The organism is Streptomyces sp. ME19-01-6 (genome assembly GCF_033793745.1).
GTDB lineage: Bacteria > Actinomycetota > Actinomycetes > Streptomycetales > Streptomycetaceae > Streptomyces.
On sequence record NZ_JARAXF010000009.1, the window covers coordinates 268,748 to 293,276 of the forward strand.

Sequence of the window (24,529 nt, forward strand, 5' to 3'; positions counted from 1 at the left end):
GCTCTTTCGACGGCGAGGTGCCCCCACCAGTAAGCCCAGCGGAACAACACTGGCAGCCCTCTCGCTCCCGCACCTGCACGTGGCCGAGGTGCTCGCGGCGCGGGCGCCCATCGCTCGCGATGCCTTGGCGGAACTGCTGGGAGCGGAACACCACAGCGATCGCGCGCGGCCACGGCCGGGTGCGCATCGCCCCCGCGGCCTGTCCTCTACCAGGGGCCATGACCCCGGCCCCGCCCCGGCCCGGGGTCACGGCCCCCGGAAGGTGGCCCGGTAGGCGCTCGGGGAAGTGCCCAGGGCGGACTGGAAGTGCTGGCGCAGGTTGGCCGCCGTGCCGAGGCCGGCCCGTGCCGCTACCTGGTCCACTGGCAGGTCCGACTCCTCCAGCAGTTCCCTGGCACGTTCGACGCGTTGCTGGGTCAGCCAGGTCATCGGTGTCATGCCGACCTCGTCGCGGAAGCGCCGGTTGAAGTTCCGGATGCTCATCGCCTGTTGGGACGCCAGATCGCCCAGGGTGAGGGGCTCGTGCAGCCTCTGCAGGGCCCAGCCGCGGGCGACCGCGGTGGAGGGGGAGGACGGCTCCGGTACGGGGTGGCGTATGTATTGCACCTGACCGCCCTCCCGGTACGGCGGCACCACGGTGCGGCGGGCGACGTCGCTCGCGACCGCCGTCCCGTGGTCGCTTCGGATCATGTGAAGGCACAGGTCGATTCCGGAGGCACAGCCCGCCGAGGTCAGGACGTCGTCGCCGTCGGTGTAGAGCACGTCCGGGTCCACCTTGACCCCCGGGAACAGACGCGCGAACTGCTCGGTGTGACGCCAGTGCGTGGTGGCCGCCCGGCCGTCGAGGAGGCCGGCCGCGGCGAGTACGAAGGCGCCTGTGCAGATCGAGGCCATGCGGGTGCCGGGGCGGATTCGGGCGAACGCCTTGGCCAGCGGCGTCGGCAGCCGCGTATCCGTCTGCTCGTAGTCCTCGTACGAGGACAACACGATCACCGTGTCGGCTTCGGCCAGCGCCTCGGGGCCATGGGGCACATTGACGGTGAAGTCTCCGTCCGTGCGTACCTCTCCTGCCCGCAGCCCGCAGGTGGCGACCTCGTAGAGCGGCTCCCCGTCGGCCGAGGCGCCCTGTCTGGCCTGCCCGAACAGCTGGTGCACGATGCCCAGCTCGATCGGGAGCATCCGCTGGCGGGCGAAGACGGCGACGTGATGGCGGGTGGGGTGGGTGAAAACAGCCATGGCCATATTCTTGCGCAACTGGGCTGCATGGCCACTCGTCGCCCCGCTGAGGCGCACGCAGTGTTGGGACATGGCTCAGCGGATACAGACCCCACCGGCCGTTCGAGGGCCCATGTCAGGGCGCAGTACGCGCCGCCCGCACCGCGCCTGGATGATCGCCGTCGTCGCGGGCGCGGCGATCGTGACGGCCGGCGCCTTCACCACCGTGCCCGGCCTGCTGGTCACCCCGCTGCACGACCAGTACGGCTGGGACCGCGGCCACATCGCGCTCGCCGCCTCGGTCAACATGATCTTCTTCGGCCTCACCGCACCCTTCGCGGCCGCGCTGATGGACCGCGTCGGCATCCGCCGGGTCGCTGCCGGCGCGATGCTGCTCATCGCCGCCGGTGCCCTGCTCACCCATGTGATGACCTCGGTCTGGCACCTCGTCGTGTACTGGGGTGTGCTGATCGGCCTGGGCAGCGGTTGCCTCACGATGACCTTCGCGGCACAAATCACCGGCCGCTGGTTCGAGCGGCGGCGCGGGCTGGTCACCGGCGCGCTCAGTGCCTCGAGCCACCTGGGCCAGCTGCTCTTCCTGCCCCTGCTCGCCTGGGTGGTCGACCGCTACGAGTGGCGCCCCCCTGTGGTGACCCTGGCGCTGGTGGCTCTGGCGGTGTCCGCGCTGGTGTGGCTGCTGCTGCGCGACCACCCCGCTGACATCGGCTCGACGCCCTACGGGGCGAAGGAGTACGTCCCCAAACCCGCTCCGGCGATCGGGGCGGCGCGCCGGACGGTGACGGTCCTCCTCAGCGCCGCGCGGACCGGGACGTTCTGGCTGCTCGTAGGCATGTACGTGATCTGCGGCGCTTCCACCAACGGCATCATGTGGAGCAACTGGGTCCCCGCCGCCCACGACCACGGCATGCACGCCACCATGGCCGCGTCCCTGCTGTCGCTGATCGGTGTCTTCTCATCCCTGGGGGCGCTCGCGTCCGGCTGGCTCACCGACCGCTTCGATCCCCGCCGCCTCCTGTGCGTGTACTTCGCCGTCCGCGCGCTCACCCTGTTGGCGCTGCCCATGGTCCTCTCCTCGACGGTCCGCCCCTCCTTGATCGCCTTCGTGGTCGTCTACGGACTCGCCGATGTCGCGACCGTCCCTCCGGTGATCGCCCTCAGCCAACGCGCCTACGGCGACGACGGCCCCATCGTTTTCGGCTGGGTCACCTCCGCCCATCAGCTGGGCGCGAGCGCCTCGGCCTTCCTCGGAGCCACGGCCCGCGACGTGTTCGGCGCGTATGACGTGGTGTGGATCGCGCTGAGTGCGGTCTGCGTCGCCGCGGCCCTGCTGGCCATGGTCGTACGGGTGCCGCACGCCTCGGCGGTGACCACCTAGTAGCGATCGGGATAGTATCTCTATCGATACTATCTTCTATGGGGGTGTTTCCCATGCATCGGTTCATCGGCCGGGACCGGGAGCTGAACGTGCTCCGCGACGCCTTCCAGGCGGTTCACGATGCCGCTGGGTCGGCGAAACCGGGCCAGTGCATCCTCATAAGGGGAAGGCGGCGGGTCGGAAAATCCAGCCTCGTCGAGGAGTTCCTCCGGCGCACCGAGACCCCCCACCTCTTCTTCACCGCGGCGGGCGGCACGGCCGAGGACGAAATGACCGAGCTGCTCGACGCCGTCGCCAGATCCACCCTGCCGGAGCGGGGACTGTTCTCGGAGGAGACCCCGGAGCAGTGGAACGCCGCATTCAGGCTGCTTGCGGAGGTCCTGCCCGACGACAGCCCGAGCGTGGTCGTCATCGATGAGGTTCCGTATCTCATGGACCGCATCGACGCCTTCGAGGGCATGCTCCAGCGGGCATGGGACCGCCTGCTCAGCCGCAAGCCGGTACTTCTCCTCCTGGTCGGATCCGACCTGTCGATGATGGAGGCGCTGAACAGCTACGACCGCCCCTTCCATCAGCGGGGCCGGGAAATGGTCGTGGGGCCGCTGAACCCGGCTGACATCGGCGAGATGCTCGACCTGTCGCCGGCGGCCGCCTTCGACGCCGCCCTGATCACCGGCGGTCTTCCGCTGATCTGCGCGGAGTGGCGGACCGGAGCGGGCGTCTGGGAGTTCCTCCGCGACTCGCTGGACAACCCGATCTCCGCGCTGCTGGTCTCCGCCGAGCGCTCACTCGCCGCGGAGTTTCCACCGCAGGCGATGAGCAGGGAAGTCCTGCGGGCCATCGGAACCGGGGAGCGCACGTTCACCAACATCGCGCGCGCCGCAGGCGGCATCGCCCACACCACGCTCACCCGAGCCACGGAGGTCCTGACCGAGAAACGGGTGGTGGCAGCCGAGTTGCCGCTCTCGCTACGGCCGTCGAAGGAACGCCGCTACCGAGTGGCCGACCCTTACCTGCGGTTCTGGCTCGCGTTTCTGGATCCGCACATGGCGGAGATCGAGCGGATGCGGGGAGATCTCACTCTGAGCCGGATCAAGGAGCAGTGGACGAGTTGGCGGGGTCGCGCGATCGAGCCCCTGGCCCGGGAATCCCTCGCCCGTCTCCTGCCGGACGGGCACCTGCCCGCCGCCCCGGCGGTCGGCGGGTACTGGACGCGCAGCAACGACATCGAGATCGACTTGGTGGGCGCCGACCGGCAGCCGGTGGCCAAGCAGTTGCTTTTCCTCGGCTCGGTCAAGTGGCTGGAGAACTCCGCGTTCGACAGTCACGATCTTGCCGCACTGCAGAAGCACCGGGCGGCGATCACCGACGAGCCGGTACCGCTCGTGGCGGTCTCCCGCAACGGGATCAGCTGTTCCGGACTCCAGGCGGCGTACGGCCCCGAGGAGCTGCTGGGCGCCTGGCGCAGGGGGTGAGCAGGGGGCGGGCTCAGGGGTTCTGCAGCGCGGCCAGGACGATCGGCAGTTTGCGGGGGTTGCCGGAGGGCGACTTGGCGTCGGTGGAGTTGACCACGAAGACCAGGGTGCGGTCGATCCGGCCGTGGGCGTCCAGGGTGGCGCCCATCCCCGAGGCGTAGCCGAAGCGTTCGCCGGTCTTGCCGTAGGAGACGGTGCCGTCGGGGAGCACCGAGCGGGCGAGGCCCATGGTGTACGAGGCGGGGTCGGTGCTGTCGTACATGGTGATGCCCTGGGGGACCTCCAGCATGTGGCGGAGCTGGGCCTTGGGGACGACCCGGCCGCTGAACAGCGCCACGGTGAAGCGCTCCAGGTCGGCGGCGGTGCTGATGACGTCTCCTGCCGCCCAGCCCGCGGAGACGTTCCAGTCGGTGACGTCGACCAATCCGGTGGAGGTGCGCTGGTAACCGAGGTTGTGCGGTCCGGAGATGTGCGGGTCGGTGGGGTACGAGGTGTCGTGCATGCCGACGGGGTCCAGGACGCGCCGCTGGACCTGGTGCTCGTACGAGTCCCTGGTCACCTTCTCGATGAGCAGGCCCAGCACGGTGTAGTTGATGTTGAGGTAGTGCTGCTTGCAGCCGGGGGCGAACTCCAGCGGGTTGGCGGTGGCGGAGGCGATCAGCTGCTGTGGGGTCGTGGTGTCGAAGCGGTGGGCGTACTGGGCCTCGAAGGAGTCGCCGGGGCCGTCGGCGGGCGGCAGTCCGCTGGTGTGGTTGAGCAACTGGGCGACGGTGATCGGCGGGTAGTCGGCGGGGAGCAGTCCGGGGAGGTAGTACTGGACGGGCTGGTTCAGGGCGACCTTGTGCTCGGCGACGAGTTGCAGGACGACGGCGGCGGTGAGGACCTTGGTCACGCTGCCCGCACGGAAGCGGCCGTCGGCGAGGACCGGCTGTTTCGATGTGAGGTCGCGGACGCCTGCGGCGCCCTGCCAGCTTCCGGCTCTGCCGCCGACCCGGACGATCGCGGCGGTGGCGTCGTCGGCCGGCAGATCGGCGATCGTGCGCTGCAGGGCCTCGGTGTCCAGGGTGGGCGACGAGGCACGGGACGCGGCGGCTGTGGATGCCGAGGCTGGGGACGCGGCGGCCGGGGACGCCGCGGCCGTGCATGTCGAGGCGGTCGGTGTCCTGCCGGTCGGTGCCGGGTGCGCCAGGGCCGGGACGGCGGCCGGGCCTGCGGCGATGGCCAGGGCGACGACAGCGGCGGCGGTCAGCGTGGTGCGGGTGCGGATCCTCATCGGTGCGCTCCGGAGAAGGGGGCGGTGTCGGGAACGACTCCCATCCTGGTGATCACGCCCGTTCGGCGGATCGCCGGAGCGACCGATCTCCGGCGGGTCGGCGCTCCCTCGCGTGAGGGAGTCGCTCACCCCGCGGTGACCAGGCCCGTCTCATAGGCGCAGATGACCGCCTGGATCCGGTCGCGCAGCCCGAGTTTGGTCAGCACATTGCTGACGTGCGTCTTGACGGTGTGCTCGCTGACGACGAGCTCCGCGGCGATCTCCGCGTTGGACAGGCCACGCCCGAGCAGCTCGAGGGTCTCCCGCTCCCGCGCCGTGAGCACCGCCAGCCGGTCGGAGCGCGGTGCGGCGGTCCCCCGGGGGCGCTGTACGAAGTCCGCGACCAGGCGCCGGGCCACCGAGGGCGCCAGGAGTGAGTCGCCCTCGGTCACCACCCGGACCGCGTGGACCAGGTCGTCCCGGCGGACGTCCTTGAGCAGAAAACCGCTCGCGCCGGCGTGCAGGGCGTCATGAACGTACTCGTCGGAGTCGAAGGTGGTCAGGACGATCACCCGGCAGTCGGTCTCCCGGCAGATGGTTCTGGCGGCCTCGATGCCGTCCGTCCCGGGCATGCGGATGTCGAGCAGCGCCACGTCCGGGGCGTGGCGGCGGACGGCCTCGATCGCCGCCGCGCCGTCCCCGGCCTCGGCGACCACCTCTATGTTCGGCTGGGCGTCGAGGATCATCACAAAGCCGCTGCGGACCAGTTCCTGGTCGTCCGCCACCATCACGCGGATCGTCACTTTCCCACCCCTGAACGGAATCCCTTGCTGTCGTGTGCGACGGCACGCCGCTCATCGTCCCAGGAAAACGGGGATCCCCGGCGCGCGGTGTCACGATCCGTTCGGCCCTGCTGCGAACCGCCCCGACTCAGAGGGGGACGGCGACGCCGTTGAAGGTCGTCTCCGGTGTCTGGGGAGAGGTGAAGCGGGCGTTGACGAGGTAGAGGCGATCGCCCCAACGGGCGGCGGTGGTGGGGACGTCGAAGCGGGGGTCGGTGATCGAGCGGCGCAAGGTCGCGGTGCGGGCCTTGGCGTCGAGGTCGAAGACAGCGATGAGGTTCAACCGGTTCTGTACGACGTACAGCGCGCGGCCGATGCGCAGGAGGCCGTCGCCGTTGGCCACGTCGGCCGCGCCGACCAGCGCGATCTCGGTGGCGTGACCGCTCTTCAGGTCCACGTGGTAGAGCCGGCCGGGCGAGCTGCTGACGACGATCAGCCCTCGGCCGTCGGGGGTGCCGACGACGCCGTTGGCGTTGTTGACGTTGGGGGTCTGCACCCAGTCGCCGCTGAGCGGGAGGCGGCGGACTTCTCCGGCGCGGCCGCGCGGCACGCCGTAGAGCACGGCGTCGCGCGAGTCGGTGAACCAGGCGCGGTCGCCGAGCAGGATGACGTCGTTGACGAAGTGGCCGGTGGGGTCGGTCAGCTGGTAGGTGGTCGCGAGTTCGCCCGTGCGGGAGTCGATGACGCGCGCGGACCCTCCGCCGCCTCCCGAGACGTAGAGCAGGCCGTCCTCGTCCAGCTTCAGCCCGATGGCCGCCGTGCCCAGGGCGCCCTCGTGGATGACTGTGCCCTCGCCGGTGCGCAGGTCGGTGCGGTGGACGGCGCCGTTGGCGCGCGAGCCCATGTAGGCGTACGGCTTGCCGCCGATGGTGATTCCCTCGGGCAGGAAGCCGTCGGGGAGCGGGAACTCGGTCGGCCACGCGGCCGGCGCCGGGGCGGCGGAAGCGGCGTGTGCCGCGCCGGCGCCGGTCGCCGCCGCGAGCGCGGCGAGGGCGGCGCCGCCGAGAACGGTGCGCCGGGACGGCTGGGGGTGGTTCCAGGTCATGGTTCCGGGCCTCCGTGAAGGGTGGGGGCTTCAGTGACTTGTCAGCATCAGTGGTTGTCAGCATCAGTGGTTGTCAGCATCAGTGACTCACAGCACTCTGTGCACTTGGTGCACTCCACTTCAACGCCGTTTCCGGTCACCCTCGTGCGTAAGATCGGGTGAATCGACAGGAACATCGACGGGGACCTCGATGGGAGACGGAGGGCGGCCGAACGTCATGGTCAGGGGCGAGGGCGGACACGGCGGACCCGCCGACGGGCTCGGGCGGCCGACGTCGCGGGATGTCGCCCGGCTCGCCGGGGTGTCCCATACCGCCGTCTCCTTCGTGTTCAACGACCGGGCCGAAGGAAACCTCTCGCCCGCCACGCAGGAACGCATCCGCCAGGCCGCCGCCCGGCTCGGCTACCGCCCCGACCCCGTCGCGCGCGGGCTGCGGCGCCGTCGCACCGCCGTGATCGGGCTGGTCACGGACGAGATCGCCTCGTCGCCGTTCGCGGGGCGGCTGCTGCGCGGGGCCATGGAGACCGCCTGGGACAGCGGGCATCTCGTCCTCACCGTCGATTCCGGCGGCGACCAGGCCAAGGAGGACGCGGCCGTCGCCGAGCTCCTCGACCGGCGGGTGGACGGCATCATCTACGCGACCATGTCGCTGCGCCGGGTCCGCGTCCCCGAGGGCCTGCACCGTACCCGCTCCGTCCTCGCCAATTGTCTGCCCGAGGACGACTCCCTGCCGGCCGTCATCCCCGCCGAGCGCGCCGGAGGCCGTACCGCGGCCCGGCTCCTGCTGGACGAGGGGCACCGCAGGGTGGCCATGGTCGGCGGCCAGGACGACATCGCGTCGGCCGAGCGTCTGCGCGGCTTCCGTGACGCCCTGCGGGCCAAGGGGATCGTCGTCCCCAAGGAGTGGGTTGTGCGGACCGGGGGCGAGATCTCCAGCGGGTACGAGGGCGCGCTGCGGATGCTCGACGGGGTCGCCGCGGGACGGCGCCCCACCGGCGTCTTCTGTTACAACGACCGGGTCGCGGCGGGCGTCCTGCACGCCGCGGCCCGGCTGGGGATCGCCGTTCCCGGCGATCTGTCGGTGGTCGGCTACGACGACCAGGAACACATGGCCGAGTTCCTCGCACCGCCCCTCACCACGGTCGCGCTGCCGCACCGGGCGATGGGCGAGGAGGCCGCCCGGCTGCTGCTGGAGGCCATCGACACCGGGCGGACACCGCTGGCCACCACCCGGCGCCTCGCCTGCCCGGTGATCAGCCGTGCGTCGGTGGGACCAGTTCCCATCCGGTGACGTCGGCCACGGCCCCCGCCACGACGAGTTCGCGCACGTCGTCCGGGCGCCGGTAGACCCGCTCGGTGACCATGGCCCGGTCGTCGGCGAACAGCTCGACCAGCGAACCGTCGACGAGCACGCGCACCTCCCTCGCCGGCGCCCGCACCACGATCGGCCCCGACCCCCCGGTCCCGAGGCCGGGCGGCCGGGGCCAGTCGACGCGGTCCAGCGTCACGGTGCCCTCGTCCGGGTCCAGCCGCACCGTGAGCTCCGCACCCGAGGCGGACCGCAGCAGGCTCACGGTCGTCAGGCCACAGGCGGTGACGGTCAGGTCGTACGCCTCCGGGAGCGGAACCCGGCCCGGTGCGGTGACGAACGGTTCGGCCGCCCGCAGCAGTTCGAGCTCCGGGGCCGGTACGACGCGCAGCGCGCCGTCCGGGTGTACGTCGACGACCCTCGGCGCGGTGAGCACACCGGCCCAGCCGGCGCGCTCGACCTCGCTCCGCTCACGGGCTTCCCAGGACCAGCCCCACATCAGGGCCCGGTCCGCCTCCTGGAGCACAGCGGGCGCGTAGAAGTCGCGCCCGTGGTCGAGCCGCCCGCCGGTGCGCGCCTCGAAGCGCACATCGCCCTGATCGTCCGTGCGAAGACGCCCCGTCAGATAGCCGGTGGAGCACGGGTCTTTGTCCCACAGCGACACCACCAGCACCCAGTCCCCGCCTGCCGTGGCGTACATCTGCGGACACTCCCAGCCAACCGCCCCGTCGCCGAACGCTTCCGCCGCGACGGGGTCGTCGCCGTCCACGAGCACACCGGCGAACCGCCAGTCGGCCAGGTCCTCGCAGTCGTAGAGCAGCACGGACGGGGTCCCGTCGGCGTGGCCCGCGCCGACCAGTGCCCACCGCCGCCCGCCCCACCGGAAGACGAACGGGTCGCGGAACATCACCACGTCCAGACCGGCGGGCGGGCCGGTCACCACGGGGGTGGGCAACGGCTTCCACTCGGCCAGGGCGTCGTCGTCGGGGTCGGCCGCCCGCGCCAGGCAGACCGTGCCGAGCCCGGTGTGGTGGCGGTCGACGCCGGTGTAGACGGCCGTGGGCACGCCGTCGTCGTCGACCACGCACCCGGACCAGCAGCCCGCCTCGTCCGGGCCGCCGGGGGTCGGGGCGAGCGCGATCGGATGGTGCTCCCAGCGGACCAGGTCGGGGCTGGAGACGTGGCCCCAGTGGACGTTCGCGTGGACGGGGGCGTCGGGGTTGTGCTGGTAGAAGAGGTGGTGGCGGCCCCGCCAGCGGAAGGGACCGTTCGGGTCGTTGATCCAGCCCGCGGGCGGGCGGACCCTGAAGCGCGGGGCGCTGGGGTCCGGGGAGTGAGCGGCAGGGCTCAACGGTTGACTCCTGCGGACGTGATGCCCTCGCGAAGAGGGCGCTGGCCGACGACGAACACGGCGACGGCGGGGATCATGGAGAGGACGACACCGGCGAGCACCACCGAGACGGAGCCGGTGCCGAGGTTGCCCTGGAGCGAGACCAGGCCCAGCGGCAGGGTGTAGTTCTGGCCGGAGGTCTCGAGGATCAGCGGCCGGAAGAACTCGTTCCAGTGGTAGTTGAAGGCCAGCACGCCGACGATCGCGAGGCCGGGAGCGGCCAGTGGGGCGTACACCGACCGGAAGATCCGCCACGGGCCGCAGCCGTCCAGCATCGCGGCCTCACCCAGGTCCTTCGGCATCCCCAGGAAGTACTGCCGCATCAGGAAGGTGCCGAAGGCGGTCGGGAAGGCCGGAATGATCAGCCCGAGGAGGGTGTCGGTCAGGCCCATCGACTTCAGCACCAGGAACACCGGCACGATGGTGACCTGGAGCGGCACCATCATGGTCGCCAGCACCAGGCCGAACAGCGGCTTCTTGAAGCGGAACTCGAGGCGCGCGAACGCGTACCCCGCCAGCCCCGCCGTGATCATCTGGCCCACCGCGATCAGCGTGGTCACCAGCGTCGAGTTGAGGGCGACCAGCCACACGTCGATCTGGTCGAAGACGCCGCGGTACGACTCGGTCGTCGGGTGCGTAGGGATGATCTTGGGCGGCAGGTCGAAGGACTCGGCCGGGGTGCGCAGCGAGGTGGAGACGGTCCAGATGACCGGGCCCAGGGTGAGCAGCGCGCATACGGCCAGCCCGGCGATCCGGGCCCAGGGCGCGAGCGAATACCGCGCACGGCTCAGATTCACTTTCGCTTGGCTCATGGAACTCACCCGGCTCACTGGTAGTGGACGAAACGCCGGCTGAGCCGGAACTGGAGGGCGGTGACCGCCATGATCAGTACGAACAGCAGCACGCCCACCGCGGACGCCGGGCCGAAGCGGAGCTGCTCGAACGCGGTCTCGTAGATGACCATCACGACGGTGCGGGTCGAGTCGCCGGGCCCGCCGTTGGTGAGCACGTACGGCTGCTCGAAGACCTGCAGCGCGTTGATGATGCCGACCACCGACGCGACCAGCAGCGTGGGCGACAGCAGCGGCAGCGTGATGCCGAGGTGCTTGCGCAGCCCGGTCGCGCCGTCGAGCGAGGCGGCCTCGTGGATCTCCTTGGGGATGTTGTTCAGACCGCCGACGAACAGGAGGAACGAGAATCCGAACTGCTGCCAGACGTAGACCAGGATCACCGTGGCCATCGCCCCGTTCTCCGACGTCAGCCACGGCACGGGGGCGAACCCGACCAGCCCGAGCAGCCAGTTCACGACCCCGAAGTCCTGGTTGAAGAGGTACTTCATCACCACCGAGATCGACGCGGCGGACAGGATCAGCGGGAAGAAGAACGCCGACCGGAACACCGAGCGCAGCCAGACGGGCATCCGCCCGTTCACCGCCAGCGCCAGCACCAGCGCGATGAGCAGCTGCAGCGCGACGGCGAGCACCATGAACACGAGGGTGTTGCGGAAGGAGATCAGCACGGTCGAATCGGCGAAGACCTCACGGTAGTTGGCGGCTCCGGCGAAGCTCGGGTCGTCGATCACGTTCCAGTGGAAGAGGCTGAGGACGACCGAGCCGACGATCGGTACGACCGTGAAGATCACGATGCCGACGATGGTGGGCGCCAGGAACAGCGTGGCGAGCAGTCGGGTGGACCGGGTGCGGGCGGAGGGCCGCGGGGCGTCGGCGGGCGGTGTCGCCGGCCGCGGCCGTACGGCCGGGGCTTGGGTGTTCGCCTGCGTGTTCGTCGTCATACGTCACGCTCCATGGCCTTCTCCAGGTCGCCCTGCATCCGGCGCAGCGCGGAGCCGACCGCGCCCCGGGAGGCCAGGGCGGTGCCGGTGTGCTTGAGCAGCACCTGCTCGACCTCGGCGACCTGCGGCGGCGCGGGGATCGGCCCGGTGTCGGGGAACTTGTCGAGGGTGTCGTAGAAGACCCGCCAGTGGTTCGGGCCGGTTTCCCGGTAGCGGTCCGCGGTCAGCATCGAGCGGCGGGACGGGGTGGTCTGGTTGGTCTCGAACAGCCGCATCAGGGTGTCCCGGCGTGCGGCGTACTTGATGAACTCCCAGGCCTCGTCCTGCTTCTTCGACGTGCGCAGCAGCGCGTAACCGGCGGCGCCGAACTGCATGCGCTGGGTGCGCCAGCGCGGGAAGTACTGCACGTCGAAGCCGTCGGCCTTCATGCCCGCCAGATGCAGACCCCCCGCCCAGAAGCCGCCCGCGGGCGTGACGCCGACCCGGCCGGTGGAGAAGACGCCGACCAGGTTCTGGCCGTTGCCGCCCTCGGGACGGGTGCACAGGTCCTCCTGGATGAGGGAGGCGAGATAGTCGTACGCCTCCTCCACCCGGGCGTCGGTGGCCTGCGGGGTCGTCCACCGGAAACCGCCCCCGCGCCCCTGCCGTGCGGCGGCCGGGTAGAAGGAGTCCCACAGCCAGGCGCCGCCGGGCGCCTTGGACTCGGCGAGCAGATTGGTGCCGTTCGCGAACAGCCAGGGCACCACGCCGCCCCACAGCCGGTTGGTCCAGAAGTACGGAGTGAACCGGGAGCCGCTCGACCTCTTCATGTCCCGCAGCAGGTCGGTGAAGTCGTCACGGGTCCAGTCGGCCGCCGGGAAGCCCGCCCCCGCCCGCTTCAGCACCTGGTTGTTGAGGTACATGTCGGCCGCGTTGAACTCGACCGGCAGCTGGTAGAGGCTCCCCTCGTACATCATCGACTCCACCAGCGAGGGATGGACGTCGGCGAAGTACTCGCGCAGCTCCTCGGCGTCCCGCTTCACCCAGCGGTCCAGCGGGACGCCGAGGCGTTGCGCGAACAGTTGGACGCCCTCGGTGGCGACGTAGACGAGGTCGGGGGCGGTGCCCGCCGCGATCTGGGTGAGGATCTTCGCGAAGAAGTCGGACCAGTCGACGGCCTGCACCGCGTTGATCCGGAGCTTGATGTCGGGGTGCAGCTTCCGGAAGCCCTCGGTGAGCGTGCGTATGGCGTCCGGTCCGTAGGCGGGGCCGAGGGTGGCGACGACGAGGGAGCCGTCGTTCCGGCCTGGGATGTCGGCGCCGGTGAGGCGGTCCCAGCTTGCGGCGACGCCGCCGAGGGCCGCGGCCGCGGCGCCGTACGCCCCGTACCGCCCAAGGCGGCGACGGGAGATGAGCGAGTCGGTCATCGACGAGCCTAACTCGTGTTAGCCAAAAGTGATTCCCTGATGATGAGAACCCTGTTACGGGGCTGTCAAGGCGCGGGAAAGGGTTGACCTTTAACGAGTTAGGTCTACAGTTCCGGACCACTGAGCCGCAGTCCCGACGACGCCGTCGGGGAAGGAGCCGCACCATGGTCCGTACACCGGGTATGCCCAACGGCCCTGGCCTGTCCAGGAGATCGCTCTTCGTCGCCTCGGCCGCGGGCGCGGCCGGCGCGCTGCTGCCCGCCGCGGCGAGACCGGCAGCGGCGAAGCCCAAGTCCACGGCCGCGTGCACGGGCAGCTACCGCGCCGGGTACCACTTCACCGTCCCCGACCAGTGGATGAACGACCCGCAGCGGCCCATCTGGATCGACGGCGAATACCACTACTACTACCTGTACAACCCCGACTACCTGACCGGCGGCACGACCGCGGGCACCACCTGGCGCCTGGCCACCAGCACCGACCTGGTCTCCTTCACCGACCGCGGCGTCGCCGTGCCGAAGGACACCACTCCCAACGGCGACGTCTGGTCCGGTTCCGCGGTGGTCGACACGGACAACACGGCGGGCTTCGGCGCGGGCGCGGTGATCGCCCTGGTGACCATGTCGCCCGATGACAACGCCAACACCCAGGCGCAGTACCTGTACTACTCCACCGACGGCGGCCGCACCTTCACCCCCCACGGCACCGCCCCGGTCCTGGCCAACCCCGGCGTCCGGGACTTCCGCGACCCCAAGGTGATCCGCGACGAGGAGCGCGGCCGGTGGGTGATGGCGCTCGCCGAGAACAACAAGGTGGGCTTCTACCACTCCACCGACCTGACGTCGTGGACGTACGTCGGCGGATTCATTAAGGACGGCATCGGCGTACTGGAGTGCCCCGACCTGTTCCGGATCACGGCCGAGGACGGCACCGGGAAGTGGGTGCTGGGCGTGAGCGCCAACGGCAAGGGCTCCGGGCTGCCGAGCACCTACGCGTACTGGACCGGCGCCTTCGACGGCACCACCTTCACAGCCGACGCCTCCGACCCGCAGTGGCTGGACCACGGCTGGGACTGGTACGCGGCCGTCACCTTCGAGAAACGGACCGCGAACGGCACCCTGGACGAGTCCGCGCGCTACGCGATCGGCTGGCTGAACCACTGGGACTACGCCAACACCACCCCCACCATCGACTGCGACGGCTTCAACGGCACCGACTCGATCGTCCGCGAGATCACCCTGGGGCGCGCCGCGAACGGCACGTACTACCTCGCCTCGAAGCCCATCGCGGCCCTCGACGCCCATGTCTCCCGCACGGTGAACCTCGGCGACCTGGAGGTCGACGGACAGCGGGTGCTGGACTACACCGGCACCGCCTACGAACTGAGCACCGAGATCACCTGGGACCAGCTCACCGGCGCGGGGCTGCAACTGCGCCGCTCCGCCGACGGCGCCCGCCACATCGACGCCGGGATCTACAGCGACTACGCCTTCGTCAACCGCGGATACACGGTGAGCCCGGACGCCTCCGGCCGGTGGCAGGAGAGCAGGAGCCCCTTCGACCCGTCCGCGCGGACGGTCCGGCTGCGGATCCTGATCGACCGCACCTCCGTGGAGATGTTCGTCGACGACGGCCGGTACGTCCACTCCTGCGAGGCCTTCCCGGACCCTGCCGACACCGGGCTCGCGCTGTTCACGATCGATGGCGGTGCCGTGTTCAGGAACACCGTGATCCGCGAGTTCTGGCTCTGATCCACGCCGGACGGGCTCGGCTGTCAGGCGGTCTGTCAGGCACGCTTTCGAGTGGCCGGCTCGCGGGCGGTCCGCGCCGTACGGCCGTGTCGGTGAACGATCGATGGACCAGTCGATTGCGAGGCAATCGAGCCTCCGACCGTTTCGCGAAGGCAGGCCACAGTGATCAGCAGGCGGGACGCATTGCGGACAGGCACCCTGAGTGCTTTCGGCGCCGGGGCGTTGGCCATGAAAGCACCGCCCGACGCGGCGGCGGCGCCCGTCTCGGCCGCCGCCGCGACCGCCGAGACGGCGGAGCGGGTCAGCGCCAGGACTGGAAGCGGCTGGCCGCGTCGCTCTCCCCGGGCGCCACCCTCTACCGGCCGCAGAACTCCGGCTACCCTCCGCTGGCGCTCCCGTTCAACCACCGGTACGCCGGGATCCATCCCGCCGGCATCGTCGCCTGCGCCACCGCCAGGGACGTACGCGAGGCGATCCGCTGGGCCCGCGCGGTGGGGCTGCCCGCGGTGCCCCGCTCCGGTCTCGGCCACAACTACGCCGGCTACTCCGCCACCACGGGCCTGCTGCTCAACATGAGCCGGATGAAGAACATCGTCACCACACCGCGGAGCGCCACCCGCTCCCGGGCGTACGGGCCGATCAAGGTCGTCCACGGCGCGGGCACCGTCACCGTCGGCGCCGGGGTCACCAACGGCGACCTTCACCCACTGCTCGAGGACCAGGGCATCTTCGTACCGACGGGCCGCTGTCCCACGGTCGGGGTCGCCGGTCTTGTGCTGGGCGGCGGTATCGGCTTCAGCGACAAGATGTTCGGCCTGACCTGCGACCGGCTGGTCGCCACGACCGTCGTACTCGCCGACGGCCGCGTGGCCCGGGCCAGTGAGGACTCGGAGCCCGATCTGTTCTGGGCCTGCCGGGGCGGCGCGGGCAACAACTTCGGCGTGCACACCTCGTTCACGTTCCAGTACGAGCGGTTCCAGGGCGATGTGGGGTTCTACCGGCTCAGCTGGAGCCTGGACTCCGTACTGCCGGTCATGGCGACCGCACAGCGGATCGCGCACGAGAGCGCGGACGACAAGCGGTTCCACCTCCGCCTCGGCATCGGCACCCGCGGGCGGACCCGGGACCAGATCCGCGCGAACGCCAACGTCAACGCGATCGGCCAGTACTACGGGACCCTCGATGAACTGCGGGCCATCCTCGCCCCGCTGCTCGCCATCGGCACACCGGAGGAACGCGAACGGAACTGCGCCGCCGTCCGCGAGGTCACCCCGGCCGAGGCGAGCACGCTGCTGAGCGCCACCACTCCGGTGGAGAAATTCGCCGCCAAGTCGGCTGTCCTGAATTCCCGGACACTCCTCACCGACCAGCAGGTCGGCGCCGCGGCCGAGCGGCTGCTCGACTGGCCGGGCAGCGGCAACCCGGACGGGGCCGGGTTCGCGATGTTCGCACTCGGCGGGGAGATCAACCGGGTACCGCGACAGGCGACCGCGTTCGTACACCGCGACGGCCTGTTCATCCTTGCCGCCGAGACCTCCTGGGCGGACTACGACTCCCCCGATGTCGCCGCCGCGAACCTGCACTGGCTCCAGGAGTTCTACGACGCCATCTTCGAGGGGGCGCCCCCTGAACACTCCTACCAGAACTTCCCCGATCCGAAGCTGAGGGACTGGCGGGAGTCCTACTACGGCGTCAACTACCCCCGGCTGGTCCGGGTGAAGCGGAAGTACGACCCGGCCGGCTTCTTCCGCTACCCCCAGGGAATCGGCTCCTGATCGTCCTGACAATGCCGCCAGGCCCGGGTGGCCGGCTCCGGCCAATGGCACAGGCCCTCACAAGGTTCTGGCCCAGGTTCCGCCCATCTCGTACCGGGAGGGGTCCCGCTACGGGCGTGCCAGGCTCTGCCGCATGAAACGCTGGAAGTCCGCTATCGGGCTCGTCTTCTGTGTTGCGGTGACGCAGCAAGCCAATACGCCGGGCGCACTTTACTATTCGGCCCTATGGCAGGATCTCGGCTTGATCGGCACCGTCGTCTTCTTCATCGTGCTGTGCATCGGCCCGAGAAAGAACGGACAAGGGAAATCCGGATGATCCCGATGATCAGGGAGACATGCGATGCCGTCGAGCGTGCCCAGCTTCGCTGAACTGCTCGGCCGGACCGAGCGGACGGCCGTCCATTTGACCAGCTGATCGCGGACACCGCGACATCGGCGTGTCGTTGCCTCAAACTCACCGCAAGGTCAAGGCAGTTCGAACGACCGAGAGGGCCACCGGCCCGTCCGAGCTCTGCGCCACGGCAGACGGGCGGGGCCCCTCGCGCAGATAGAACCCGCAGAACATTTCGCCCGGAGTGATCACGCATGGCAGATGGACCCTGGCACGCCGAATGGACGTTCATCAACACATCCGGCGTCACCACGGGAACAGTCGACCATACGCGGTATTTCGATATCCGCACGGCCAAATTCAAGGCGGCCGACAAATCGCTACGAGATCCGGCCCGCGGGGGAACCGCCGAGAGAGGCTCACCCTGGAAGCTCCTCGAGCGCACCAAGCGCGGGGAGCACCGCAGCGCCGGAGCCGTGGACCTGGTCGTCGCCGCCACGGCAGAACTGCAGGGGCTGACTCTGCTCCATCGCGACCGGGACTTCGCATGCATCGCGACCGTGACGGGCCAAGCACGCCAATGGTACGGCCCCGAACCCGGCAAGTGAGCGAAGCATGGCGTCACGCCCGACGGATGGACTTACTGCGGTGACCGTGCGCCGGGGCGCGTACGGGCGCGACGGGCGCCCCGGGTTCCCGGGCCGGGCTGGTCGGCGCGAGGGGTGACGCCGAGGCCCTTGAGGCGTTCGAAGTCCGCTGTGTCGATCTTCTCCAGAACCTCCAGCTGCCGCTCCAGCGCATCGGACTGCGAGCCGATGTCGTCGTGCCTGCGCAGCGCGTTCGCGGTGGTGACGTGGTAGCGGGCGAGGGCGACCTTCAGGCTGCGGCTCTCCAGGACCATCCGGTAGATCGTCTCCTCCGCCAGGGCGTCCTGCACGGATCTGACCGGCCGGGTGAAGAAGAGCGTGACGATCTGCCCGGCGCCGAGGGCACCGAGGACGGCGGGGCTCTGCCAGCCGACCCGGCCGGGGAAGAAGACGTCGAGGAGGGAGAGCAGGAGGGCGGTCAGCAGCAGGCAGGTGCCCAGGCCCAGAAGAAACTTGCTGGCGAAGCCGACCGTGCGCTGGGCCTGTCTGAGACGTTCGGAGGTCTGGATGCGGTAGTCGCGCAGCCGGGCGTCCTCGTAGGAGAGGATGCCCTGCTTGTCCTGGATGTACGAGGAGTAGCCGGCGAACTCCGCCTCCCCGCCCCGGGACAGCCGGCGGTCGTCGTCCGGGCGGGAGCCGAGGAAGCGGGCCAGTTCCGCGAGGCCGCCCATCACCTCCGCGCGCAGCACGCGCTGGCAGAAGTCCAGGGCGGTCAGATGGCGTTCCAGGGTGCGGCTGGCGGTGAGGGCGTCGGAGACGACAAGTTGCCGGACGTCGTAGCGGGAGCGGATGCCGGTCAGCAGGAGCTGGATCTTGATGTCGGTGAGGACGCCGATCACGACGACGTGGGTCGTCTCGTGCCGGCCGTCGGCCAGGAGTTCGTCCAGCAGCGTGGCCAGCGGGGAGGGCTCGCGGGGGCCGGGGCCGGGTGGGCGTGCGGGGGTGTCCTGGAAGTCGTAGAGGGTGTTGGAGCGCACGTGGTGGACGCGCAGCCTGCCGCCCCAGGCGTCCTCGGCTCCCCCAGGGGCCGGCGGTTCCGGGGCCAGCAGGTCGGTGAGGCCGTCGACGTACGCCGCTCCCCAGGTGTCGGCCTCGCAGTGCGCGCCGTACTGCCTGCGTTCAAGGTCGTACGCCTCCCCCGGGACATGCCAGTCGCGGATGTTGATCAGATGGAGGACCCCGTCGCCGTGGCCGCGCATGCGGGAGCCGACGGTGGCGTCGAGGAAGCGGGCGAGGGGCGAGTGGCGCGATTCCGTCTCGGGCAGGACCCGGCGGTGGCCCTCCGTGCGGAGGGTCTCACCGCCCTCGCTGTCCAGCAGCAGTTTGGACACCGCGCTCTCCGGCAGCGACAGCTGACAGTCCAGATTCAGGAAGAAGTCGTTCTGCAGACACTGCGTGATGAGGATGTACTGCTCCTCGCCCGCCGGTTCCATCGGTCACCCGACCTCTGAGTGCGGCAGCAGCGGCCACTGCTGGGACAGCGTCTTGGCGGCCTCGGTCACCGCGGGGTCCGCGGATTGCCCCGCGAGGCCGTCCAGATAGGCGTGGGCCGCGGCTTCGTACAAGGCGTCGACGGCGTACAGGCGCGCCTCATGGGCCGTCCGGCGGGCTCCGGCGCGGGTGTCCAGGGTGGCCTCGGCCTCCTTGGCGCGCTCGAGACCGGCGGTGTCCGCCTCGGTCTGCCGCTCCAGCTCCCGCAGCTGCTCGGCGGTGGTGCGGTACGCCGCGAGATACGGGTGTTCCTCGCCGAGTCCGATCAGGAAGGCGATACCTCCGGAGAGCAGCAGCAGCGCGACGAACATCAAGGAGACGCTGTGTGGATCCAGGTGCAGGGACTCGATGAGGCTCGGCGGGTTGCTGACGCTGTCCCCCACCTCCTGGGCCACGTCGGGGGGCAGTTCCAGCGGGGGCTCCTCCTTGAACGCCACCTTGGCCCGCAGATCGCCCAGCGCCCAGGCCCCGTACGCCCACACGCCGATCAGCGCGAGGGCGGGCACGGCCGACAGCCGGACCGCGCCGGTGGCGGAGCGGTGCCGCAGGATCCGGCCGCCGATGTGCGGGGCGAGGATCATCGCCACGGCGACGGCCACGGTGAGGCTGACGGAGAGCAGGTTGGCGAAGGCCCCGACACCGTGCAGATTCTCGAACACCGTGTAGTAGACGGGGAACTCGACCGCGATCAGCAGCCCCAGCACCCCGATCTTGATCCAGCGCGGCATGCCGGGGCGGGCCGCCGCGCCCTCCCAGGCCGCCCTGGTGGACAGGGCCCGGTCGAACCCGTCGGCGTCCTCCGCCGCCGGGTCGTGTTCGGACACGGCCTGCCAGCGGGCGTGGTCCCGGGCGGTCTCCGGCTCGTCGTCGCGGTACTGGGCCGCTCGGCGGTCGGCGGCGGGGCGGTGGGATCCGTTCGCGTTGTTGGTGGGGCCGGTGGGGTCGGTGCCGTCGGACCAGTCGGGGGGCATCCGGTTGCGCAGCCAGCGCCGTTCGAAGCTGCCCCGCACGGTGTCACGGAAGGTCTGCCACCGGTCGGCCCGCCGCGCCAGCCGGTCCAGCTGCGCGGTGGTGACCATCTGCTGCCGCTCCAGACCGGTGCGCCGCCGGTTCGCCCGCGCCAGCCGCTCACCCGCGGCGGTGGCCGCCGCGCGCACCCGGCCGGCCTCCAGCGCGCCGTCCTCCTCGGCGCGCGCCGACTCCTCGGTGAGCCGGTACTTGACGCGGTCGCGCAGGCTGGCCAGCTCGGCGAAGTACGGGATCCGGTCCGGGCTGCCCAGCACCCAGGGGTCGTAGACCTCCCGGGAGCCGGCCGCCGCGCCGTGCTTACGGGCCCGGTCGCGCAGCCAGGCGCTGTCGCCCGCGCGGATGAGGTCCGACTCGACGGGCTCCGGCTGCGGCAGCGTCCCGTCGGGGAAGTGGCGCGCGGCGGCACGGCCCCGGCGGCGCCCGCGGTCGGAGTCGGGCCTGCGGCGGCGCAGTCTCAGCCGCTGCGGCTCCTCATCGTCGCTAACGGTATGTGGTGTGGACATGTGCCTCCACCCTCCCCTCCAGGAGCTCCGTCCAGAAGGAGTTGAACTGGTCGTACCGGGAGGTGTCGGTGTGGTACTTCATGCCGTAACCCACCGGATAGATATCGGCGCCGGACAGCTCCGGCTTGTGGTGGGACTTGAGGAAGGCGTCGATGGTCTTCTCCCGGCTCGCGGCGGTGGACAGGTCCTGCCGTCCCAGCCGGAAGTCCGGGTCGCCCTGGTCGAAGTCGCTCACCACCAGCACATCGAACGAGTCGTCGTCGGACGGTTTGGTCAGCGCGATGCGCGAGAGGCCGCCCAGCACATCGGAGCCGGGCTCCTCATCCTGTGCGCAGCGCAGCAGCTTCAGCGCGTTGGAGAGGGCGACCGCCCGCATGGCCTTGCGGGTCCGGTCGCGGTCGGCCGTCTTGGAGGTGTCCGGGTCCAGGTCGAGCGGGCTGACCTGGCACTTGGACGCCTGGGAGACCTTGGTGATCGGGGCGAAGGACGTCTTGCGGCACTTGTTGTCCGACAGAAAGGTGTTCAGCGTCGCCTTGAGCTTGGCCTCCGCGTCGAAGCCGGTCTTGTCGGCGGCGGCCGAGCCCGAGCCGTCGACCACCACACCGCAGGCCTGGGAGTAGCGCTTGGGTTCGCCCGACACCGCGTCGCAGGCCGTGGCGGCGGTCGCCGCCAGGGCGAGCACCAGCGCGGTGGTCAGCGCGCGGCGGGGGGCCGGGCGCGGTCGGCCCTTGGGTGCTGGGGTGTTGACGGTCATCGCGCACTCCTCCCGTCGGCGCGGTGGGTGTTCTGCCGCTCGAGTATCTGAAGCGCCCGGGACGTGGCCGTCCGGGCGCCCTCGTCGTCGGCCAGCAGCCAGACGTCCGGCCGGTGCCAGGACGGGTCCAGCTCCACCCGGCCGGGCAGCCAGTCCCCGGGCGGGCGCCCGGCGAGGCGGACGAACTGGGGGTGAGTGGCGCGCACCGCGTCCCAGTAGCAGGCGAGTTGCTGGTTGGCCTGGTCGGCGACGGCCTGCGCATGGGAGCGGCAGCGGTCGACGGTGGTACGCCACTGGCCCACCCAATGGCCGTACCGCGCGAGGGCGGCGGGCCTGGGGTCCTTCCGGACGTCGTACTGGGTGACCACGCGCACCGACTCGGCGCGCAACCTGCTGATCAGGGTGTGTTCCCGCCCGATCATCGAGGAGCGCATCTGCTCCATGGCCCGGCGGGCCGTGGTCCGTACCTCCATGACGTACGCGGGGAGCGGCAGTTCGTCCGGGTCCGGGGGCTCGAAGAGCTCGGGCGGCGCGTCCCGCCGCCCCTCGAAATACCGGATGGGGATGCGCGGTACGCCCCGCTCGCCGTCGCGCTTGCCTCGCCACGTGGCCCTGAAGCGCGCGGTGCGGCCGAGATGCCCCCGCCGCACCACACGGTTGACGCTGTCGGATCTGATCATGGGTATCTCTCCCCCGATTTCCCTCGGCGTGGAATTCGGCTCCGGATGGCAGCATCACGGAAGCGGCGATCCGCTTCCCTTCCCGACGCGGCGCGACAATCGAGCCGAATACCTGTTCAGACCGTAGCGGTCAGCTCATACCCGGGAATGCTCCCCGCCCATGCCACCCCCGAAAACGCCCGGAAGCCGACCGGAGAACGCCCCCGTAGTCGCCTGACGCCAGGTCATACTGGAATGGTTCCGCGGACTTCACGTTATCGATCACGCAATATCGATCATGGAATTGACAACGGGTTCGGCCGAACCAGGCGGGAAAGGAGGCGGGCCGGTGGACATCGCCCCCATGGGCCGGGAGCCGGTACTGCTCCATGTCAGCCAGACGCACTTCCCGGTCGAGACCCTGGGGCCGGGGCGGCGGCTGGGCATCTGGCTACAGGGGTGCGGGCTGGCCTGCGCCGGGTGCATGTCGCGGCACACCTGGGACCCGCGGGGCGGCACCTCCCGTACGGTCGCGTCCCTGCTCGGGCTGTGGCGCGCGGCGCTGGAGCGGGGAGCCGACGGGCTGACGGTCAGCGGCGGCGAACCGCTCGATCAACCGGCCGGGCTGGCCGCTCTGTTGGCCGGGGCGGCGAAGGCCCGCGAGGAGTCGGTGGCGCCGGGCGGCCCGGCGTCCGGCCGCGAAGTCGATTTCCTCCTCTACACGGGATACGAGGAGGAGGAAGTGGAGCGCGACGCGGCGCGCTCCGCCGCCGTCCGCCACGCCGATGTCGTGGTGACCGGACGCTTCCGGGTGGCCGAGCCCACCGAGTTGGTCTGGCGCGGCTCGGCAAACCAGCGCATGGTGCCGCGTACGGCACTGGGGCGGGCGCGCTACCAGGCGCATCTGGCCCGGACGGCGAGCGGATCCCGTCTGCAAGTGGTCGAGGGGGAGGGCGATGTGCGGCTCTACGGAGTGCCGCGGCGCGGCGAACTGGCGGCGCTGGAGCGCCGGCTGCGGCGGGCGGGGATCCGCCTCACGGGGCCCAGCTGGCGGCCTTGAACGGTGGCCGGGGTGGAAGTGGTCGCGGCCGGAGTCGGCACGATTGGCGTCGGCACGACCGGAGTCGGCACCGTCGGCGTGGCGGTTACAGCGCGCCCACGGCCTCCGCTGTCTCCCGGCTCCTGACCACCAGATGCACCCGCCAGCGGGCATCCCGGGCGAGTTCGTCGCGGATCGCCCAGCGCAGCCAGGTCGCGCTGACTGCCGGCGGCAGACCGCCCCGACCCGTGCCCAGCAGCGGAAAGCAGATGGACGACAGGGCCGGCTGGTAGCGGTCGCGCTCCGCCCGGGCGAGCGCGAAGCACGCGCTGACCGCGCGGGCGATGCTCTCCGGGCGTACGTGGTACGTGTCCTCCTCCGGTGTGGCCACCGCGGCGTGGTAGATCCGCCGGACGCCGCGGGAGGCGAGCGCCCCCGACGAGGTGGGCACCACCGTGCCCGGCCGGACCGGCAGGCCGGGGCGGCCGTGGGCGCGCAGCCACGCCGCGAGTTCGCGCGCGAGCACGTCGTCGACGATCTCCCCGGCCGGGTCGCGTACGGCGGCGGCGAGGCGCAGCGCGCCGGACACGGTGGGGCGGAAGGTCTTCGACATCTCCAGGTAGACGTTCTCCGAGGAGACCAGCACCTCGATGTCCCGCAGCAGTTCGATGGGCGACACATGCACGGTGAATGTGCTACGCGCGTCCACCACCGGCACGCCCTCGACCCGCAGCGGAGGCTCCTGACCCGCCCGGCCGCCCTGTCCGCCCGGCCCGGTCGTCGACTCGCCCTGTCCGCCCTGTCCGCCAGGCCCGTCGGAGGGCGGCGGGCCGGGCGGCGGCTGCCCGCCGGGGCAGCCCAGCCGCTCCCGCAGGATGGCCAGCACGGCCTCGGCAAGCTGCTCCATCACCTCCCGTTCCTGCCGCTTGCGGAACCCCTCGGTGCTGACCCCGTACACGGCGGCGGCCAGTTTGCGGCGGTCGGCGGCGGGGTCGCCCCGGCGGTCGGGGAGCAGCCCGAAGGTGTGGGCCGCGGCGCGGCCCAGCACACCGTTCTCCCCGAGCCGCCGGACGGCCTCTTTGAGCAGGGCCTCGATACCGGCCGGGGCGTCGTCGGGGCCGTCGCAGAAGCCGCCCGCCAAGGCCGCCGCGCGCAGCGCCGGCCGATCGGTTCTGCGCAGGTCGGCCAGTCCCGGCCTGCGGATGTCTTTCAGTTCGTTCAGGAGTTGATCGTATGTGGGCAGATCTGACGGCCATGTCTCCTGACTCATGGTCACCAGGCTAGCGACGGCCACGGAAAGAGGAAATCGTTGGCGTCGCCCTTTGCCGTTCTCGGCAATTCCCGGCCATGCGGGAACACATTTCCGATTTCCCGTAGCCATGACGCTCTTGATCAACAAAGACAGCGCCCGCCCACGCACGAGGTGCC

At 70.8% G+C, this 24,529-nt stretch carries 20 protein-coding genes and 1 pseudogene; 8 read left to right on the forward strand and 13 right to left on the reverse strand.

Features of this window, described 5'->3' with window-relative positions; all coding sequences use genetic code 11:
- Nucleotides 1-246 precede the first annotated feature (246 nt).
- Nucleotides 247-1,242 (reverse strand): GlxA family transcriptional regulator, encoded by a 996-nt coding sequence (locus PV419_RS22790; RefSeq protein WP_319691748.1) that lies wholly within the window; start codon nt 1,240-1,242, stop codon nt 247-249.
- A gap of 145 nt (nt 1,243-1,387) precedes the next feature.
- On the opposite strand from PV419_RS22790, the gene PV419_RS22795 reads away from it, so the two are divergent.
- Nucleotides 1,388-2,611, forward strand: a complete 1,224-nt coding sequence (locus PV419_RS22795; protein WP_319691663.1) for an MFS transporter — start codon at nt 1,388-1,390, stop codon at nt 2,609-2,611.
- 53 nt (nt 2,612-2,664) lie between these two features.
- The gene (locus PV419_RS22800; RefSeq protein ID WP_319691665.1) at nt 2,665-4,086 is read left to right on the forward strand and encodes an ATP-binding protein; all 1,422 of its coding nucleotides are present in this window, start codon (nt 2,665-2,667) and stop codon (nt 4,084-4,086) included.
- 13 nt (nt 4,087-4,099) lie between these two features.
- On the opposite strand, the gene PV419_RS22805 is transcribed toward PV419_RS22800, so the two are convergent.
- From PV419_RS22805 to PV419_RS22815, 3 genes are all read right to left on the reverse strand, one after another.
- Nucleotides 4,100-5,359, reverse strand: a complete 1,260-nt coding sequence (locus PV419_RS22805; RefSeq protein ID WP_319691666.1) for a serine hydrolase domain-containing protein — start codon at nt 5,357-5,359, stop codon at nt 4,100-4,102.
- Nucleotides 5,360-5,484: 125 nt separating this feature from the next.
- The gene (locus tag PV419_RS22810) at nt 5,485-6,141 is read right to left on the reverse strand and encodes a response regulator transcription factor (protein ID WP_319691668.1); all 657 of its coding nucleotides are present in this window, start codon (nt 6,139-6,141) and stop codon (nt 5,485-5,487) included.
- A gap of 127 nt (nt 6,142-6,268) precedes the next feature.
- Nucleotides 6,269-7,225, reverse strand: a complete 957-nt coding sequence (locus PV419_RS22815; RefSeq protein ID WP_319691669.1) for a superoxide dismutase — start codon at nt 7,223-7,225, stop codon at nt 6,269-6,271.
- Between the two features lie 217 nt (nt 7,226-7,442).
- Between PV419_RS22815 and PV419_RS22820 the strand changes: the two genes are divergently transcribed.
- Nucleotides 7,443-8,516, forward strand: a complete 1,074-nt coding sequence (locus PV419_RS22820) for a LacI family DNA-binding transcriptional regulator (RefSeq protein ID WP_319691749.1) — start codon at nt 7,443-7,445, stop codon at nt 8,514-8,516.
- Here the strand turns inward: PV419_RS22820 and PV419_RS22825 are convergent.
- The 4 genes from PV419_RS22825 to PV419_RS22840 are packed head-to-tail and all read right to left on the reverse strand — an operon-like array spanning nt 8,479 to nt 13,122.
- Entirely contained in the window at nt 8,479-9,885 is a 1,407-nt protein-coding gene (locus PV419_RS22825; protein WP_319691671.1) for a glycoside hydrolase family 32 protein, read from the reverse strand. The genes PV419_RS22820 and PV419_RS22825 overlap by 38 nt on opposite strands.
- On the reverse strand, nt 9,882-10,736 hold the full coding sequence (locus tag PV419_RS22830; RefSeq protein WP_319691673.1) for a carbohydrate ABC transporter permease: 855 nt from the start codon (nt 10,734-10,736) through the stop codon (nt 9,882-9,884). The genes PV419_RS22825 and PV419_RS22830 overlap by 4 nt, the downstream gene beginning before the upstream one ends.
- Nucleotides 10,737-10,750: 14 nt before the next feature.
- On the reverse strand, nt 10,751-11,716 hold the full coding sequence (locus PV419_RS22835) for a sugar ABC transporter permease (RefSeq protein ID WP_319691675.1): 966 nt from the start codon (nt 11,714-11,716) through the stop codon (nt 10,751-10,753).
- The gene (locus PV419_RS22840; protein ID WP_319691678.1) at nt 11,713-13,122 is read right to left on the reverse strand and encodes an extracellular solute-binding protein; all 1,410 of its coding nucleotides are present in this window, start codon (nt 13,120-13,122) and stop codon (nt 11,713-11,715) included. Before PV419_RS22840 ends, PV419_RS22835 begins: the two co-directional genes overlap by 4 nt.
- A 182-nt stretch (nt 13,123-13,304) precedes the next feature.
- Between PV419_RS22840 and PV419_RS22845 the strand changes: the two genes are divergently transcribed.
- From PV419_RS22845 to PV419_RS53340, 4 genes and pseudogenes are all read left to right on the forward strand, one after another.
- Nucleotides 13,305-14,873 (forward strand): glycoside hydrolase family 32 protein, encoded by a 1,569-nt coding sequence (locus tag PV419_RS22845; protein ID WP_319691750.1) that lies wholly within the window; start codon nt 13,305-13,307, stop codon nt 14,871-14,873.
- 116 nt (nt 14,874-14,989) lie between these two features.
- Nucleotides 14,990-16,648 carry an FAD-binding oxidoreductase gene (locus PV419_RS22850; protein WP_319691679.1) on the forward strand — a complete coding sequence of 553 codons (1,659 nt, stop codon included), beginning with the start codon at nt 14,990-14,992 and terminating at the stop codon, nt 16,646-16,648.
- Between the two features lie 133 nt (nt 16,649-16,781).
- The gene (locus PV419_RS22855; RefSeq protein ID WP_319691681.1) at nt 16,782-16,964 is read left to right on the forward strand and encodes a hypothetical protein; all 183 of its coding nucleotides are present in this window, start codon (nt 16,782-16,784) and stop codon (nt 16,962-16,964) included.
- A 455-nt stretch (nt 16,965-17,419) separates the two neighbouring features.
- A pseudogene (locus tag PV419_RS53340) lies at nt 17,420-17,587 on the forward strand (VapC toxin family PIN domain ribonuclease); the annotation flags it as partial.
- Nucleotides 17,588-17,619: 32 nt separating this feature from the next.
- Here PV419_RS53340 and PV419_RS22865 read toward each other — a convergent pair.
- From PV419_RS22865 to PV419_RS22880, 4 genes are read right to left on the reverse strand one after another with little or no spacing between them, the layout of a single operon-like run.
- Nucleotides 17,620-19,059, reverse strand: coding sequence for a hypothetical protein (locus PV419_RS22865; protein ID WP_319691685.1), 1,440 nt, complete (start codon nt 19,057-19,059; stop codon nt 17,620-17,622).
- Nucleotides 19,060-19,062: 3 nt separating this feature from the next.
- Nucleotides 19,063-20,649 (reverse strand): hypothetical protein, encoded by a 1,587-nt coding sequence (locus PV419_RS22870; RefSeq protein WP_319691687.1) that lies wholly within the window; start codon nt 20,647-20,649, stop codon nt 19,063-19,065.
- Entirely contained in the window at nt 20,627-21,403 is a 777-nt protein-coding gene (locus tag PV419_RS22875; RefSeq protein WP_319691689.1) for a hypothetical protein, read from the reverse strand. Before PV419_RS22875 ends, PV419_RS22870 begins: the two co-directional genes overlap by 23 nt.
- Nucleotides 21,400-22,083, reverse strand: coding sequence for a hypothetical protein (locus PV419_RS22880; protein ID WP_319691691.1), 684 nt, complete (start codon nt 22,081-22,083; stop codon nt 21,400-21,402). The genes PV419_RS22875 and PV419_RS22880 overlap by 4 nt, the downstream gene beginning before the upstream one ends.
- 328 nt (nt 22,084-22,411) lie before the next feature.
- Between PV419_RS22880 and PV419_RS22885 the strand changes: the two genes are divergently transcribed.
- Nucleotides 22,412-23,122, forward strand: coding sequence for a 4Fe-4S single cluster domain-containing protein (locus PV419_RS22885; protein ID WP_319691693.1), 711 nt, complete (start codon nt 22,412-22,414; stop codon nt 23,120-23,122).
- A gap of 85 nt (nt 23,123-23,207) precedes the next feature.
- Here PV419_RS22885 and PV419_RS22890 read toward each other — a convergent pair whose 3' ends face one another.
- The gene (locus tag PV419_RS22890; protein WP_319691695.1) at nt 23,208-24,371 is read right to left on the reverse strand and encodes a macro domain-containing protein; all 1,164 of its coding nucleotides are present in this window, start codon (nt 24,369-24,371) and stop codon (nt 23,208-23,210) included.
- Between the last annotated feature and the right edge of the window lie 158 nt (nt 24,372-24,529).